The sequence below is a fragment of the Paenibacillus physcomitrellae genome, from assembly GCF_002240225.1.
GTDB lineage: Bacteria > Bacillota > Bacilli > Paenibacillales > Paenibacillaceae > Fontibacillus > Fontibacillus physcomitrellae.
Genome location: NZ_CP022584.1, coordinates 4,704,056 through 4,718,565, shown reverse-complemented (window position 1 = coordinate 4,718,565; position 14,510 = coordinate 4,704,056). Strand labels below are relative to the sequence as shown.

19 protein-coding genes are annotated in these 14,510 nt (G+C 51.0%); 3 read left to right on the top strand and 16 right to left on the bottom strand.

The window, feature by feature from the left end; translation table 11 throughout:
* Positions 1–63 precede the first annotated feature (63 nt).
* Complete coding sequence (locus tag CBE73_RS21305; protein WP_244905508.1) at positions 64–720, bottom strand: O-methyltransferase; 657 nt, start codon at positions 718–720, stop codon at positions 64–66.
* Positions 721–825: 105 nt separating this feature from the next.
* On the opposite strand from CBE73_RS21305, the gene CBE73_RS21300 reads away from it, so the two are divergent.
* Both CBE73_RS21300 and CBE73_RS21295 read left to right on the top strand, forming a co-directional pair.
* Entirely contained in the window at positions 826–1,971 is a 1,146-nt protein-coding gene (locus tag CBE73_RS21300; protein ID WP_094095951.1) for a THUMP domain-containing class I SAM-dependent RNA methyltransferase, read from the top strand.
* Between the two features lie 153 nt (positions 1,972–2,124).
* On the top strand, positions 2,125–4,197 hold the full coding sequence (locus CBE73_RS21295; RefSeq protein ID WP_229752754.1) for an LTA synthase family protein: 2,073 nt from the start codon (positions 2,125–2,127) through the stop codon (positions 4,195–4,197).
* Positions 4,198–4,272: 75 nt separating this feature from the next.
* On the opposite strand, the gene CBE73_RS21290 is transcribed toward CBE73_RS21295, so the two are convergent.
* From CBE73_RS21290 to CBE73_RS21245, 10 genes are all read right to left on the bottom strand, one after another.
* Positions 4,273–4,512: a YuzB family protein gene (locus CBE73_RS21290; RefSeq protein ID WP_094095950.1), complete on the bottom strand. Its 240-nt coding sequence runs from the start codon at positions 4,510–4,512 to the stop codon at positions 4,273–4,275.
* A gap of 24 nt (positions 4,513–4,536) precedes the next feature.
* On the bottom strand, positions 4,537–4,845 hold the full coding sequence (locus tag CBE73_RS21285) for a HesB/IscA family protein (RefSeq protein WP_068694425.1): 309 nt from the start codon (positions 4,843–4,845) through the stop codon (positions 4,537–4,539).
* A gap of 164 nt (positions 4,846–5,009) precedes the next feature.
* Positions 5,010–5,252, bottom strand: a complete 243-nt coding sequence (locus CBE73_RS21280; protein ID WP_094095949.1) for a YkvA family protein — start codon at positions 5,250–5,252, stop codon at positions 5,010–5,012.
* 51 nt (positions 5,253–5,303) lie between these two features.
* Entirely contained in the window at positions 5,304–6,242 is a 939-nt protein-coding gene (locus tag CBE73_RS21275) for a M14 family metallopeptidase (RefSeq protein ID WP_094095948.1), read from the bottom strand.
* 294 nt (positions 6,243–6,536) lie between these two features.
* Positions 6,537–7,364 carry a glutamate racemase gene (gene racE, locus CBE73_RS21270; RefSeq protein WP_174704787.1) on the bottom strand — a complete coding sequence of 276 codons (828 nt, stop codon included), beginning with the start codon at positions 7,362–7,364 and terminating at the stop codon, positions 6,537–6,539.
* 181 nt (positions 7,365–7,545) lie between these two features.
* Positions 7,546–7,935 carry a YtxH domain-containing protein gene (locus CBE73_RS21265; RefSeq protein WP_094095947.1) on the bottom strand — a complete coding sequence of 130 codons (390 nt, stop codon included), beginning with the start codon at positions 7,933–7,935 and terminating at the stop codon, positions 7,546–7,548.
* A gap of 112 nt (positions 7,936–8,047) precedes the next feature.
* Positions 8,048–8,470, bottom strand: a complete 423-nt coding sequence (locus CBE73_RS21260; protein WP_094095946.1) for a DUF86 domain-containing protein — start codon at positions 8,468–8,470, stop codon at positions 8,048–8,050.
* 44 nt (positions 8,471–8,514) lie between these two features.
* Positions 8,515–8,802 carry a Dabb family protein gene (locus CBE73_RS21255; protein ID WP_094096460.1) on the bottom strand — a complete coding sequence of 96 codons (288 nt, stop codon included), beginning with the start codon at positions 8,800–8,802 and terminating at the stop codon, positions 8,515–8,517.
* Positions 8,803–8,911: 109 nt separating this feature from the next.
* A complete protein-coding gene (locus CBE73_RS21250; RefSeq protein ID WP_157739638.1) occupies positions 8,912–9,637 on the bottom strand; it encodes a DUF1361 domain-containing protein in 726 nt (241 codons plus the stop codon).
* Between the two features lie 186 nt (positions 9,638–9,823).
* The gene (locus CBE73_RS21245; protein WP_068694419.1) at positions 9,824–10,075 is read right to left on the bottom strand and encodes a type B 50S ribosomal protein L31; all 252 of its coding nucleotides are present in this window, start codon (positions 10,073–10,075) and stop codon (positions 9,824–9,826) included.
* A 188-nt stretch (positions 10,076–10,263) separates the two neighbouring features.
* On the opposite strand from CBE73_RS21245, the gene CBE73_RS21240 reads away from it, so the two are divergent.
* Positions 10,264–10,446 (top strand): hypothetical protein, encoded by a 183-nt coding sequence (locus tag CBE73_RS21240; RefSeq protein ID WP_094095944.1) that lies wholly within the window; start codon positions 10,264–10,266, stop codon positions 10,444–10,446.
* A 150-nt stretch (positions 10,447–10,596) separates the two neighbouring features.
* On the opposite strand, the gene CBE73_RS21235 is transcribed toward CBE73_RS21240, so the two are convergent.
* From CBE73_RS21235 to CBE73_RS21215, 5 genes are all read right to left on the bottom strand, one after another.
* Positions 10,597–11,178 (bottom strand): histidine phosphatase family protein, encoded by a 582-nt coding sequence (locus tag CBE73_RS21235; RefSeq protein WP_094095943.1) that lies wholly within the window; start codon positions 11,176–11,178, stop codon positions 10,597–10,599.
* 230 nt (positions 11,179–11,408) lie between these two features.
* A complete protein-coding gene (locus CBE73_RS21230) occupies positions 11,409–12,365 on the bottom strand; it encodes a D-2-hydroxyacid dehydrogenase (RefSeq protein WP_094095942.1) in 957 nt (318 codons plus the stop codon).
* A 70-nt stretch (positions 12,366–12,435) separates the two neighbouring features.
* Positions 12,436–13,044, bottom strand: a complete 609-nt coding sequence (locus CBE73_RS21225) for a ferric reductase-like transmembrane domain-containing protein (protein ID WP_094095941.1) — start codon at positions 13,042–13,044, stop codon at positions 12,436–12,438.
* Positions 13,045–13,067: 23 nt separating this feature from the next.
* A complete protein-coding gene (locus tag CBE73_RS21220; RefSeq protein WP_094095940.1) occupies positions 13,068–14,030 on the bottom strand; it encodes an FAD:protein FMN transferase in 963 nt (320 codons plus the stop codon).
* A 14-nt stretch (positions 14,031–14,044) separates the two neighbouring features.
* A complete protein-coding gene (locus CBE73_RS21215; protein ID WP_094095939.1) occupies positions 14,045–14,431 on the bottom strand; it encodes a hypothetical protein in 387 nt (128 codons plus the stop codon).
* Positions 14,432–14,510: the final 79 nt, after the last annotated feature.

Here is a 14,510-nt window from a genome sequence, read left to right as displayed (position 1 = left end):
AAAAGATCCGCCTTGGCTGAGAAACCTCTTCCAAAGGCGGATCTTTTCATGTTGATGGCGAGCCTACTTGACGATGGCCAGAGCCAGGCCGTCATACGCCGGCAGAAAGGTGCTCATCAGCCGCGGATTGGATGCGATCTGCTCATTGAACTGCCGCATAATCTTTACGGACGGACCGTTCTTGTCCGGATTCAGGGTACGTCCGCGAAGCAGTGTGTTGTCGCCGACGATAATGGCGCCGGGATTGGCGAGCGCGATAGCTTTTTCCAGATAATTTAGATAATTGCCCTTGTCCGCATCAATAAAAAACAAATCGAACCGGTCGCCGCGCTTCTCCAATTCTTCTATGCTGTCCAGCGCTTCGCCGATCATGTATTCGGCTACGCCTCCGAAACCGGCGGCCTCCATATTCCTGCTCGCCAGCCCGGCGTTAACGTCGCTGATCTCCAGGGACACCAGCCGTCCTTCCTCACCGGCAAATCCGCGGGCCAGGCAGATACCGCTGTATCCGCCAAGGGCGCCGATCTCCAGCACCGCTTTGGCCCCGGACATGCGCACCAGCATCGTCAGCAGGCGGCCGTAGCCTGCGGCTACCGATACGTCCTGTATGCCTGCTTCGGCAAGCGAACGTTTGACGTTTATCAGCGCCTCGTCTTCCTTATAAAGCTCTTCACTGTATTGTTCAGGTGTAATCACCGTATCCTCCTTATATAAAAGCAAAATTCCAAATGCATTTTTGGTTTGTATCTTCAGTCACATTCCCATATACTAGATTGTATGGTTTTTGGACGATCCCTACAAGTATAAACGGAGTTGAGAACATTCATGGCATCCAAACTGGAGTTAATCGCCACCGCCCCGATGGGTCTGGAGGCAGTCGTTGCCCGCGAATTGAAAGAACTGGGCTACACCGATGTAAAAGTTGAAAACGGCCGGGTCACGTTCCCCGGCGAGTTGATTGATATTTGCCGCTGCAATTTATGGCTGCGCACCTCGGACCGCGTGCTGATCAAGATGGGCGAATTCGAGGCCCGCACCTTCGATGAGCTGTTTGAAGGCACCAAAGCGATTGAATGGCAGGACTTTATTCCGGCGAATGGCGAATTTCCAGTGGAGGGACGTTCGCACAAATCGCAGCTCAGCAGCGTTCCCGCTTCTCAGGGCATCGTCAAGAAAGCGATTGTCGAGAAGCTGAAGGGCACCTACCATACGGAATGGTTCCCGGAGAACGGCCCGCGTTATGTCATTGAAGTCATTCTGCTAAATGACGTGGCGATCCTGACGCTGGACACGACAGGCGCCGGCCTGCACAAGCGGGGTTACCGCAAGCACGCTACCGAAGCTCCGCTTAAGGAGACGCTTGCTGCCGCTTTGATCCAGCTCAGCCGCTGGAATCCTTCCCGCCCGTTCTATGATCCTTGCTGCGGTTCCGGCACGCTGCCGATTGAAGCGGCCATGATCGGCTGGAACGTGGCGCCGGGTCTGCGCCGCTCCTTCAATTCGGAGAATTGGCCGGTCATTCCGGAGGAGCTGTGGGAGCAGGCGCGGGAAGAGGCTTTTGATGCGGTAGACGATTCAATTCCGCTTGAAATCACTGGCAGCGATATGGATGCGGAAGCGATCGAAATCGCCCAGGCGGCAGCCAAAGCCGCAGGCTTCGCCAAAGAAATCAAATTCCATGTGCAGCCTGCCGCACGCATGACCAAAACTGGCGAATACGGCTGTCTGATCACCAACCCTCCTTACGGGGAGCGGATTGGCGATGAGAAGGAAATCCGCAGGCTGATTTCCCAGCTGGGAAGGTTATCCGCTGAAATGCCGACCTGGTCCTTTTTTGCGATCAGCCCAACTCCAACCTTTGAAAAGGATTTCGGCCGTCCGGCGGACAAACGCCGCAAGCTCTTCAACGGACGAATCGAATGTCAGTATTATCAATACCTTGGCCCGCTTCCGCCACGGAACCGGGATTAAACAGCCTAAGTGCAGCCACCGCAGGAACGGAACCCGGACGAGGTCTGTTCCTGCCGGAGCTGCGAAGCTGTCCTAACAACGTCCGCCCCACACCGTGGGGTTATTTGTTCTTGAATGTAGAGTTATTTGTTCTTGGAAAGGAACTGTCTGTTTATGAATGCTTTGTTTATAAAAGACTCACCCGCGGATAAGCTGCCGCCCCTGATCCGGAAATACGGAGTTTATCTTCTGTTCCTGATCGTCATGGTACTGAAGCTTTGGTACCTGCATGCCCATTTGCATGCTCGTTATATTGATATGAACAAGACAGACTTCGTCATCGCGATCGGCTCTCTGATGCTGGTCTCGTTCTGGACGCTCTGGCTTTCTGTCCGCGCCGAAATCATCGCCCTGCTTATTCTGGATCTGCTGCTTACCGCTCTTCTTTATTCGGATCTGGTTTATTACCGTTATTTCCAGGATTTTATTACCGTTCCCGTATTGCTGCAGGCAGGGCAGGTTGGAGAACTCGGCGACAGCATCAAATCGCTGCTGCATGGCTCGGACCTCCGGTTTGCAGCAGACTGGATCGTCCTGATTGTCGTGTTCCCCATTTACAAAATCCTTCGGCGCCGCCGCCTAGCTCCTTATCGGGTTCAAGCGGCTCCTTGGAAAACGGCTTCCCCATCCCCTTCTCTTTCTTCTGTCCGCTCTTACAGCGCTAATGGCAGCGCCAGCAGCAATCGCGGGGACAGAAAAGGACTTAAAGGAAAAGGGTCTAAAGAAACGCTGCTCCGGCTTTCTAGCGGGCTGGCCGCCTTTGTGCTGGGCCTCGCGCTTACGCTAGGGCCGATCAAGTCCTATACGAGCACCTGGGCCGCCGGACTTTTTACGGGAAACTACTGGAGCATGTCCCTGTATAATGTGACGGGCCTGCTCGGTTTCCACTTCTACGACATCTACCGGTTTGCGAAGGATCATATCGGCGGAGATCCGCTGACTGCCCAGGAGAAAGAGGAGATGAAGCAGTGGTTTGCAGCAGCCGGGCAGAGCCGCGACGTCAGAAATGCCACTTTTGGGGCATACAAGGGCAACAACGTGATCGTGATTCAGACCGAAGCGCTGATGAACTTTATGATCGGGCAGCAGATCGGCGGCCAGGAAGTGACGCCAAACCTGAACAAACTCCAGCAGACGAGCCTCTATTTCTCGAATTATTATCATCAGACAGGCCAAGGGCGGACCTCGGATGCGGATTTTGCGTCCAACGGTTCCCTTCATCCGCTGCCAAGCGGTTCAGTGGCCACCCGGTTTGCCGATCACAAGTTTGACGTCATGCCGCAAATTTTGAAGGAAGAAGATGGCTATCACGCCTTTGCGTTCCATGCTTATGACAGCAGCTTCTGGAACCGGCTGACGATGTACAATTCGATGGGGTATGATCGTTTCTTCAGCAAAAAAGACTACCAGATGGACGAGCCGCTCGGCTGGTCGCTGGGAGACAAATCATTTTTCAAGCAGTCGCTTGGGATGCTGGCTGAAGAACAACAGCCTTTCTACGGCTTTATGATTACGTTAACAAGCCATCACCCTTATACCCTGCCGGAGAAGGTGCAGACGCTGGATGTTGGCACCTTTAAGGGAACGATCTTCGGTGACTATCTGGAGGCCGTTCATTATGTTGATGAAGCGATCGGTGAACTGATTGACCAGATGAAAGCCGAAGGACTGTGGGACAATACCATTCTCTGCATTTACGGGGATCATGATAATTCTGTTCCTGACCAGGCCGATTACGAGAAATTTCTTGGCCGCAGCCTGAGCGAGCTGGACATGCACAAAATCATGAACCAGGTGCCGCTGTTTATCCATCTGCCTGACGACAAGCTAGCCGGCACTTATACGGAAGCTGAAGGGCAGCTTGATCTGGCTCCTTCCCTGCTGCATCTGCTTGGCGTCTCTACAGCTGACAAATATATGATGGGCAACAACATGTTTGACGGGAATCCAAACCACCTGGTTGTCCTGCGGACAGGAGCTTTCACCGATGGACGTGTCCACTACATTCCATCTCCGGACGGCCTGTTCGAGAACGGCTCCTGTTACAGCGAAGAAAGTGGTGAGAAAGTCAATATCGAATCGTGCAGAGCCGGCAGCCAAGAGGCTCAGAAGCGGCTGCAAATCTCCGATGAGGTGATTACTTACGACCTGATCCGCCAATTTGAACAAGAAAAAAGCACTCCTTAGAGAGAATCTAAGGGGTGCTTTGCTATTTATGCTCAAAAGTGTTTATGCTCCAAAGTGTTTATACTTCAAAGTACGTCAGGACGATTGCACGGTTTTTTTGATAAACGGTTCAACCTTGGCCAGCACTTCTTCTTCGGTTGGAGCACTGACATAACGTCCGTTGATAAAAACAAAGGCGCGCTTGCCGCATGGGCCGCAATAAGATTTGCATCCGACCTTGATTTCAGCGTCAGGGGCCATCTTCTGCAGCTTGGGCACAATCGATTTGATCCGGGTAAACTTGCATTTATCGCATACGCGAATGTCGTTAGCCATGATTCTTTCTCCGCTCCCCGCCGATCAGTGATCGCCGTGGTTGCCTTGAGACGGGTTGGTGATGACAAAACCTTCTTCAGGGAAATAAAGGTAGTCAATCTTCACGCCGTTCAGGAAAGGATCGCTAAGATCGATCAGGACGTCAATTTCTTTGTCCGTGGATATTACTTGGTCCGATTCGGACGGTTTAACCAGATCCAGGCCGTAATGCGCATGGTCGCCATGAGCATGGGTGACGAATACTTTAAGCGCAAGTCCTTTGTCTTTGTTCTCTTCTTTATCGAGTTCTCTCTTTATCACTTTGGCCGCATTGCGGGTAATTTTGACACTCATTGCATTCGCTCCTGTCTTGTTTGAAATCCGCTATCTAAAACTGAACTAACATTCCTATTGTAAAGAATCCGGCCGTACTGCGCAAGGACAACCTTTCTCCCACCAGGGTATCCAAAGCGGTATAACCCGGGATAAATGCGCACGGAAGCCGAATTCCCCCGAATTTAACGAAGGCTCGGATTTCGCCGCTCAACCCGGTCCACAAACCAGTTCATCAGCAGCAAAGTTACAGCCATATCATCTATCGGTATAAAAGGAAGCACATCGGGCAGCACCCAATAGAGAACCGCGGGAACGAGCAGCAGAAGCTTGTCCGACCAAGGCACCCTGGATGAAAAAAGCAGACCCGGCAGCCGTTTGAACACATGGACCCACCGCCGGATCGACCAGATTTTTCTCCACTTCATGGTTATCCCTCCTTTGCAGTAAGGATACCCCATTTCCGCATATTCGAAAAGTTAAAGCGACAGAGCTTCCGCCAGAATCGCATGGACAGCCCGGTAAATCTCCTCAAAGTCCTCAGGCGGCAGCGGGTTCACACCCTCCCCTACCTCAACCGTAAAGCCCGGACGCCGAAACTCCTGAATGAACCAGTCCTTGTACCCCGCGTCGCTTCCGTCAAGCTTTACAGCCCGGTAATGACCTGCCGCCGCAAGACGCTCCGCCATATTTTCGGCTTCAGCCGGCTCGAAATCCCTGTAATTCCAGTAAATTTCTTTGCCTTGGCTGTGCAGCGACAACACATGTTCAAAGGGAACCCCTCTTGTCAGCACGGCCAAAGCTGCGGCCTCCGGTTCGCTAAGCGGAGCGGGTCCGCTGTAGTCCTGAGATGACGGACCGTTCAGCCCTCTTCTTTCGCGCTCCACTTCCCAGAAAGCTGGAAACTGGTCGTTCAGGTCGACTCCCCGAATGTTGGCTTTCCAGCGAGTAAAGTCGCCGGACTTGCCATTCCATTCCAACAGCCTGGACCGGTAAGAGCCGCAGTGGACAGCCCCATTTTGTGCCAGATCAACTCCGTCCGGATTAACCATCGGCACCGCCCATAAGGTGTAGTTGCTGTACCAGGCTTCTGCCTCCCTGCGGCTGGAAGCCAGAGAGGATTTCGGATCCTCATCCTCCAACGCGGCGGCGTAATCCTCCAGAAATCTCAGCAGCAGGGCAGAGGTTATCCATTCATTTGCATGAACCGCCGCGTTTACATGAACATGCCGCGAACCTTTGCCGATCCGGACGCACCAGATTGGCTTGCCAAGCACACTTTGGCCGATGGAAGCAAATTTAAGCACCGAATACCGGTTCTGCAGCTTTCCGCACTGCTGGCAGAAGTCGGCATATCTGAATTTCTGATCTGCAATATGGACAATACGCTCCGGGTTGTCCCCGTAACACGATATCATATCAAGAACACCTCCACTTGTTTGGTACACTTTATGATCACAATGTTGTCCGATATACCGCAAAAAGTAAACGCTTCCATTAATGATCACACCAATTGCTAAATGATCTTCCCTTTTAAAAGGGACTCCCCCATTTGTTTAATCTCAATAGGTATAACAATGGGCATAACAATAGAAATAATAATGGAACTTTCTGACGCCGGGTAACGGCGCCAGAAAGCGAGCCATCATCATAAGCAAAATAGTGAGAATTCGTTCGAATACCTTACATTCGTATACCTTACAACGTTTTGCCTACCCTACATCTTCCGCCATTCGTCCGACATGCCAGACAATCGGCGTCAGCTGGATTTCTTCGACCAGCCATTCCTTGGCGATCTGCTCGAACATCATTGCATCGCCGCTGCAGAAGAACTGGTGTACTGGAGCTTCCACTCCGCGGGCCAGTTGTCCCTTCTGGTACAGCACTGTGCTGATCTCCCTCGCAGTTTCGTCCGCCGAGCTGATCAGCTTCACTCCCGGACCCATTACTTCACTGATAGCCTTGCGGAGGAAAGGGTAATGCGTACAGCCCAATATCAGGCAGTCCATGTCATACTGCTTGATCCCTGACAAGGATCTGCGAACGACCTCTCTGGTGTGCAGCGTCTCAAATTCTCCCTGCTCGACAAGTGGAACCAGTTCCGGGCAGGCTTCGCTGACCACCTCAATATAAGGGGACAGTTCCTTCAGGGCAACGGTATAAGCTCCGCTCTGTATCGTTCCGACCGTTCCAATTACGCCGACGCGTCCCGTTTTAGTAGCGCTAATAGCCGCCCTTGCCCCCGGATGAATGACGCCGATGACCGGAATCGTCAGCTTCTCCGAGATGAAGTCAAGCGCCGCTGCCGTAGCCGTATTGCAGGCGATTACAACCATTTTAGGATTGAACTGAATCAGAAAATCTACAATTTGTTCCGTAAACAAGCGGACCTGTTCGGGAGTACGTGGTCCATAAGGAGCTCTGGCCGTATCTCCAAAATAAATAATTTTTTCCCGGGGCAGCTGGCGCATCACCTCTTTGACAACCGTTAGACCACCCACTCCTGAATCCAATATTGCGATGGCTTGATGCACGAACATACCGCTTCCTTTATTATTGGTTTGAAAGACTCACCGTTACTTTATGCACAGATAAATTAAAGCGTACCTAACGGTTAGCCATTCTTGAACAGCCCTTTTTAAAGCATCACCTTTATCCCTCCGGGCGTACCAAAAAGGCCTCCGGAAGGAGGCCTGTCGGATGAACGTAACCATCCATCCCTTATTTCTCCACAGCTTCAGCGGCTTGCTCTTCATCCCATAAGGTTTCATCCGTTTCATCCAGGAAATCATCGTCAGCAGAGAAGTCCGCATCTTCTTCAAAAGAAGAAACAATAACCTCTTCTTCAAGCTCTTTCTCTTGGCCTAAACGGGATTGGACGTCCTGTACGAGATGCCCGGCAGCCGTTTTGATACGGGAATAAAGCTCAGCGCTGTGCTCCCCGACTTTCTCGGCTGCCGCGTGGGTCTTCTCAGCCGCAGTACGCGCAGTTTCCGCGATGTCCTGGCGCAGCTCCTTGCCTGGCTTTGGCGCAAACAGAAGCGCCGTTACCGATCCGGCTACCGCTCCAATCACTGTTCCCCAAAGAAAACCTTTGCCTGCTTTGCCCATGATTCATCTCTCCTTTGCGGCCGCGCCCTATCCGTTTCCGGGCGAATGCCTAATGTTTAATTCATTATAAGCAGCATGGGCTTGACCGGTCACAAAGTGAGAAAATATATTTTTAAAGGGCAAGTTCATGGTCCAGATAGTCCTGAACCTTTACCGCAAACTGCTCCAGTACGGAGGTGAGCTGAGACGTATGGATCCCGCGTTCAGTCAGCGGGCCGTAATATTCCTGGACCAAAGGCTTGCGGAGACGGACAAGTTCCTTTAATACCGCAACAAGCTCATCCCCGATCACCTTCTCATCATGAATGATGTCGATAATATCTTCATAACTGCTGGCATCGCGCATAATAAAACCATCAATTAAATAGCTGCCCACATCCGTAACAACCTCAAGCGCCAGATGCAAAGCCCGTTCTTTCGCATAACGATGAAGCAAATCCTCGCCGGACGTTGGTTCCGAACTGCCGAGTACCTCGATGATCTCCGGCAGTACCTTCAGCCTCAAATCGATTTGTTCGCGGTTGACATAGTACATGAACGTTCCCCCTCATTCAGTAAAGCAGCTGCTGACGGACTCGATTAAAATTCGTAGTCGACCACCGACTGCGACTCACGGACTTCGCTGATGTGCTCGATAACCTTCTTGTGCTCCGGATGAACCTGGTAGCCTTGAAGGTCCTCAAGCGAGCGGAACGTTGCTTCTAATGAGAGATCATAGGAACGCGGAGTGTCCACGATGTTTTTACCGATGTGAAGATCAACCAGCTGCTCGACCTTGCCCTTCATTCCGTTCAGGACAGCATACGTCTTCTCCACGCTTTCCGGGGAATTATCTTTCAATTTAAACAAAACGATATGTTTGATCAATGTAAACTCCATCCTCTGCTCTTTATTGGTTGCTGCTGATACGACCTGATCAAAATATAACATATCTGTTTCAAAAATTGCCACCTGGCAGGCTTGCGTACAACCTATTCTATTCTCGCCGGCCTGCCTGCATAAAGCTGATAAAGTAGAGAATCAGGTAGAAGCCCGCCGTCAGCATGAACATCTTCATGCAAAAATCAACCGCAAAGGAACGCTGCCCAGCGTCATTCACTAAATCCAGCAAATCCTGACGGATCATTCTCGGGTTCTCCCATAAATCCCAGGTGTTCCACCGCACGAAACGCCCCATATAAATGCCGAAGCTGCCAAGTCCCAACATAAGGCCCGCAAACAGCCATCCAAGGAAAACGCCAAACCGCCGGCGGACTTCCTCATGGATGGACAGCAGTGAAAACGAACCCAGCAGCAAGCCAAGCACAGCCGTCAGCAGCATCGCCAGCAGGTGATCCCAGAAATGGATCTCCAGCCAGAAGCGGGTGGATGTCTCCACCGGGTAATTCGCAAATACGTGCAGCAGATCCGTGACCAGATAAGCGGCGTTGGGGTAGAAACCTAACCACAGCAGGCCGAATCCCGCAAGCAGTAAACGTCTAAAGCCCCCGGGCGCCAATTGAAGGGCCCAGTCTATAAGCAGCATAAATACGACCGGGAGCCAGGCCAGAAACATGTTCCAGAATATAAACAAATAAGGCCTGCGTCCGGAGGTCAGCTGGAAATCATACAAAGTTTTGAGGCAGACTATTGTGACTAAAGCTAATATAAGAACTACATACCACTTAGCGGGATAATGGAGTTCGGATTTTGTTCTCCTCATAAAACCTCCTTGTTGCCGATCTGATCTCTGTCTTCTTCTCATAAACCTAACGGGCAAGCCCCTTCAATAGTTACTAACCGATCAAGGACAAATGAAATAATCCCGCTTAATAACTATTAAAAAGTATAATAAAAAAGGCATTTGCCATACCTTTCGGTTTGGCAAACGCCTTCTGATTTGAACAACTTATTTGCTGTTCAGGTTGTATTTCTTGTTGAAGCGATCTACACGGCCGCCAACATCATTGTTACGTTGTCTGCCTGTGAAGAAAGGGTGGGATGCGGAGCTAGTATCCACGCGGATTACCGGATAAGTATTGCCATCTTCCCATTCCATAGTTTCATTGGAAGATTTCGTGGACGCGCTCAGGAATTTGTAGTTTGCACTTGCGTCAAAAAAAATCACCTGTTGAAATTTAGGGTGAATTTGCTCTTTCACTCTGATCACCTTTACTGTTGAGATTATTTCGTAACTTTTACGATACTTTTTATTATAACTAATTCTCAAGAAAAACACCAGCATGAATTAAAAATATCAATTATTTATGGAAAATTAATAATATATTAATATCTCTTGGATATAATAGAAACATGAAGTTACTTCAAAGCGCTTAAGGAGGACTTGGTATGAAACCCGAAACCAATTTAAGTTTGTGGATGACTGAATTTCTGTGCAGTTCGGACCAAGTGAAACTCCGCCGGATCCGTGAAGCTGAAAACCTGCACAATCCGGAGCTGATGAACAGCATTTATTTTCACCTGGCCATGCGGGACAAGCTTTATCTGCTTGAGAACCGCAAGATTGGTTAATTTAAATCCATATCTAACTTCCCTGTTCGCCGTCTTCCGGCGGCTTACAGGGAAGTTTTTTTGCATTTTACATTTTACCTAGAAAAATTAGCAAAGAAAAAACAGCCGGACCAAGCACGGCCGCATGACCCCGTGTTGTCTTGTCCCGCTTCAGAACTCATTCAAATGTTTATTCCCGTTATACAAGCTGCAACTCCAAACGCCGCCTTCACGGGCTAAAACGGTAAAAGCTGTGTTGCCGAGGTCCATTCTGTTCGACAAGCCCGGAACTAGCTTTCGGAGACTATGGTACAGCAGCACACCGTGACTGACGATCAGAATACTTTCTCCTTTATGCCGATCCGCGATTTCGGTAATGCAGGCTGCCCCGCGTTCCATGCCCAGATCCGGCGCTTCCAGCCCAAGCTCCAGCTCCTTCCAGCCGTGTCCCCACTTGCTGAGACGCTCCTCTTCGGTTGTTCCTTCAATTTGCCCGGCGTTCATTTCCCGCAGACGAGGATCGATTTCAATTTTGCTGATTCCCAGCTCTGCTGCAATGATCTCAGCGGTTTCCCGGGCACGAACCAAATCGCTGGCATAAATCCGGTCCCATTGTTGGCCGCTGAGCCACTTGCCAAGCAACTGAGCTTCCCTTCTTCCGTCTTCGTCCAGAGGGTTGTCGGTTAAGCCCTGTACCCTGCCTGTTTTATTCCATAACGTGCTGCCGTGTCGGATCAGACCCACCTGCGTCATTTCTCGTGCCCCTCCTTTAAATTCGGCTCCATTGGGGCCGTGGGGAGAAATATGGATGTTTTAGGTTCTCTACTATTATAAAGGAGCTCTTTGCCGGAAGCTATCTTCCACCTCGGCAGTGTTAGCGGGAAACGTTATTCCGGATCGGCTCCTTGAAAAAAAAGCGCCCGGTAGTCCGGACGTTTTTGGCATCGGGCATAAAGGATAAACCTGCAGAAATCCCGCGTTTTTTAATATTGGCGTATCAGATCCACTACGTTTACGCCTGGCGCTTGACCTTGCGCATACAAGCGCAAATTGTCGGTAAAAATCCCAATCAGCCTTTCGTTGTACCGAGTGGAGCTGCCCGCATTGTGCGGCGTCAAAATAACCTGCTCCAAGTCCCACAGAGGATGATCCTGCGAAAGAGGTTCTTCCTCAAACACGTCCAGGCCCGCTCCGGCAATCGTACCATTCTTCAATGCCTCCACCAAAGCCGAAGTATCCGTCGTAGCGCCTCTGCCGATATTGATATAGAAAGAACCGGGTTTCATAGCTTCAAATTGGGTTTTGCCCATGATTTTCTCCGTATCCTTCGTATAGGGAAGACAGTTCACCACGAAATCGCATTCTGCCAGCAGCTCGTTCAGCCTGCCAGGCGTATACATCCGATCCACCCATTCATCCGGTTTGTCCGAATTCCGCAGACCCAAAACGGTCATATGAAACGCTTTGGCCAGCCTGGCCGTCTCCGAGCCGATCGATCCTACTCCGAGAATGCCTATCGTCCGTCCATGAGCTTCGCCCATCCCCTCTTCGGATAATGCCCAGATCCGGCTTGCCTGATTGCGAATAGCCGTATGGACGCGGCGAGTCAAAGACAGCAGCATGGCAAAGATATGCTCCGATATAGGGTAGGGATGCACACCGCTCGCATTTGTTAACGTAATGCCAAGCTCCTTGAAGCGCTCCAGGGGCAGATGTTCCACGCCGGCTCCCCAGTTCTGAACCCATTTTAAGGGAGTCCCCTCACGCAGAAGCACATCAGCCGAATCGCTTCGCCAGCCGAGCAGTACCTCCGCAGACGGCAAATGTTCAGTCAGCTTATCCGGATCGCTGCCGTCAATCAGCTCCCAGCCGGGAGCGGCTTCCTGAATGGCCTTGCGAAAAGCTTCCTCCAGCGGGCGGACCGCTACGATTGTTCCCATGATGATCCCTCCGTTTCTCCAATTCCTTATCTGTCAAAGATGCTAACACCTGGAAACGGAAGCTGTCAAATCAGGCCGAACGTGCGGAACGGCGGTTTAATTTGTTTTTAGCTGCGCGGGAAGCATATCGAATACGATATAAGATCAATCCGATGACAATCAAACCGGTTACAGCGTACATCCCCGTAAAAGATGGCCGCGTACTATCTGAACCCTCCATAATGCCGTGAATCAAAGCCATCATATAAGTAGGGGCAGCCAGAAAATGAATCGTCCGCCACAGCTTTTTGCCCAGCTTCTTCATCAGGTCAGAACTTGCCACCAGCAGGATCATTCCGTATAAGGACAATGTGCCGAAACCGCTCCAGACCTGTTCGTAGTCCGAACCAAACGGAACCAGAATGTCAAACAGGTCAAAGTGGATATAACTTTCATAAGTCAAAATAAGCCCATGCGTCATGCCGAACAAAATGCCGAACCAGCCGCTCCACTGATGGAGCAGGTTCAATTTGGCTTTCTTGGCGCCTTTCGCCCAGGTCCCGCCCTGCAGCAATCCTGCCGTCATCGCGATAAATAAGAGGAGGTAAGCGGTAAAGCCGGCCGCTCGAGTAGCAGCCCATACGGAAAGCCAGCCGCCCAGGGTGTTCAGAATAAAGTGGATGGAATCTATCAAATTCATAAGATATTACCTTCTTTCCTAGTTCATACATGGGGATATTCAACGTTGTAGTTCTCCCAATTCTCGCGATCGCCTTCGAGAACAACCACTCCATCTTCCTTGACCATCAGCGCATGCGCCAATGGAAAATGCCGTTTCAGCCAACTCGGCCCATGCTCCGATCCGAGAAGCAGCAGGCATTTTGCTGCAACTTCAGCTGCCGTAAGCGAAGCATGCAAGACCGTAACCTGCACAAGATCGGAGGTGCCTGAAGCAAAAGTCCGCGGGTCGGTGAGGTGATGCTGTTCGTTCCCGTTCCCGTCCTTCCACCGGCGTTTCAGCCGGCTGCTTGTAGCAATCCCCGTCGTTTCGCGAATGTACAGCTTCAGCAGATTTCTGTCCGGTTCAAATGGGTGGGCTACCATAATTGGACAGGACTGATTCCAGCTTCCCCAAACCATGATGTCCCCACCGGCATCAATGACACCTTTGGTCTGCCCTCTCTGTCTTTGCATACGTGCAAACTCCTCCGCGCTCCAGCCCTTGGCGATGCCGCCCAAATCGGCCGTCCAACCGGAGGGAAGCTGAATGATGCGGAGCTGTGGATGAAGTTGGGGCTGAGCGGAAGCCGAGCCGGATGGAATAGTCATCATTGCGGAATTCTCAGAAGACAGAACCTCGTCGGGATTAGATGATCCACTGGGGGAAAGACATTCAAAGCTTTTATCATACCCCCGACTCTTCAGCGCCTGTCCCAGAAAGGGATGGAATAAACCCTCAGTGTAGTTATAATAATAGACGGCCTGCGAGACGGTGTGAAACAGCAGGGGCGATGCTGGAAAAGGCTTGCCGTCAGCCCGGTTGAGACGCGACAGTTCACTGTTCGTCAAGAACCGACTTAAATTTTTTTCCACAAAAGCAAACCAGGATTCAGCTTCACGCTGCCCCTGCTCCGTCAAACCAAAGGTGAAAAACGAGGTGTTCATAGCCGAAAAAGAATGCAGCATAAGACTTCTCCTTTCTAGGAAGCGCGGGTGCGGAACATATCATTGTCGCCATTGCTGCTATCGCCAGAATCCAGGCTTTGATCCCCCCCCTGTGCAAATCCTCCCCGTTCGTGTCCGCTGCCAAAATTCCCACGTTCTTCATAACGCTCTCCCCTGCTTGCAGAACTGTTCGTGCCTGAATCTGAAGAGTTGCCCTCCATATCGTTTTGCCATTGATCGGTGATATCACTTTTGGGGTTTCCGCTGCCCGCTTGATTGCTTTGAGTTCCTCCGGCTGCCAGGCTTGGGTTTCCAATGGCACCTTCCTGCTGTTCCCCTTTCGAAAGATAACCGACAAAACCGGTGAACATCAGTACGCCTGCCAGCCCGGTTGCCCATTTGATCCATTTTGTGTTTGCCATAACTTCTTAAGCCTCCTGTTTATGTAGATCTGACGTCAGTTTACCGATCCTTGGTGAAATCATGGTGAAAGGAAAATTA

Excerpts from the sequence above, each read along its gene's own strand:
- CBE73_RS21300 (WP_094095951.1), top strand. The coding sequence starts at position 826 with ATGGCATCCAAACTGGAGTTAATCGCCACCGCCCCGATGGGTCTGGAG.
- CBE73_RS21295 (WP_229752754.1), top strand. The coding sequence starts at position 2,125 with ATGAATGCTTTGTTTATAAAAGACTCACCCGCGGATAAGCTGCCGCCC.
- CBE73_RS21290 (WP_094095950.1), bottom strand. The coding sequence starts at position 4,512 with ATGGCTAACGACATTCGCGTATGCGATAAATGCAAGTTTACCCGGATC.
- CBE73_RS21285 (WP_068694425.1), bottom strand. The coding sequence starts at position 4,845 with ATGAGTGTCAAAATTACCCGCAATGCGGCCAAAGTGATAAAGAGAGAA.
- CBE73_RS21280 (WP_094095949.1), bottom strand. The coding sequence starts at position 5,252 with ATGAAGTGGAGAAAAATCTGGTCGATCCGGCGGTGGGTCCATGTGTTC.
- CBE73_RS21275 (WP_094095948.1), bottom strand. The coding sequence starts at position 6,242 with ATGATATCGTGTTACGGGGACAACCCGGAGCGTATTGTCCATATTGCA.
- racE (WP_174704787.1), bottom strand. The coding sequence starts at position 7,364 with ATGTTCGTGCATCAAGCCATCGCAATATTGGATTCAGGAGTGGGTGGT.
- CBE73_RS21265 (WP_094095947.1), bottom strand. The coding sequence starts at position 7,935 with ATGGGCAAAGCAGGCAAAGGTTTTCTTTGGGGAACAGTGATTGGAGCG.
- CBE73_RS21260 (WP_094095946.1), bottom strand. The coding sequence starts at position 8,470 with ATGTACTATGTCAACCGCGAACAAATCGATTTGAGGCTGAAGGTACTG.
- CBE73_RS21250 (WP_157739638.1), bottom strand. The coding sequence starts at position 9,637 with ATGAGGAGAACAAAATCCGAACTCCATTATCCCGCTAAGTGGTATGTA.
- CBE73_RS21240 (WP_094095944.1), top strand. The coding sequence starts at position 10,264 with ATGAAACCCGAAACCAATTTAAGTTTGTGGATGACTGAATTTCTGTGC.
- CBE73_RS21235 (WP_094095943.1), bottom strand. The coding sequence starts at position 11,178 with ATGACGCAGGTGGGTCTGATCCGACACGGCAGCACGTTATGGAATAAA.
- CBE73_RS21230 (WP_094095942.1), bottom strand. The coding sequence starts at position 12,365 with ATGGGAACAATCGTAGCGGTCCGCCCGCTGGAGGAAGCTTTTCGCAAG.
- CBE73_RS21225 (WP_094095941.1), bottom strand. The coding sequence starts at position 13,044 with ATGAATTTGATAGATTCCATCCACTTTATTCTGAACACCCTGGGCGGC.
- CBE73_RS21220 (WP_094095940.1), bottom strand. The coding sequence starts at position 14,030 with ATGCTGCATTCTTTTTCGGCTATGAACACCTCGTTTTTCACCTTTGGT.
- CBE73_RS21215 (WP_094095939.1), bottom strand. The coding sequence starts at position 14,431 with ATGGCAAACACAAAATGGATCAAATGGGCAACCGGGCTGGCAGGCGTA.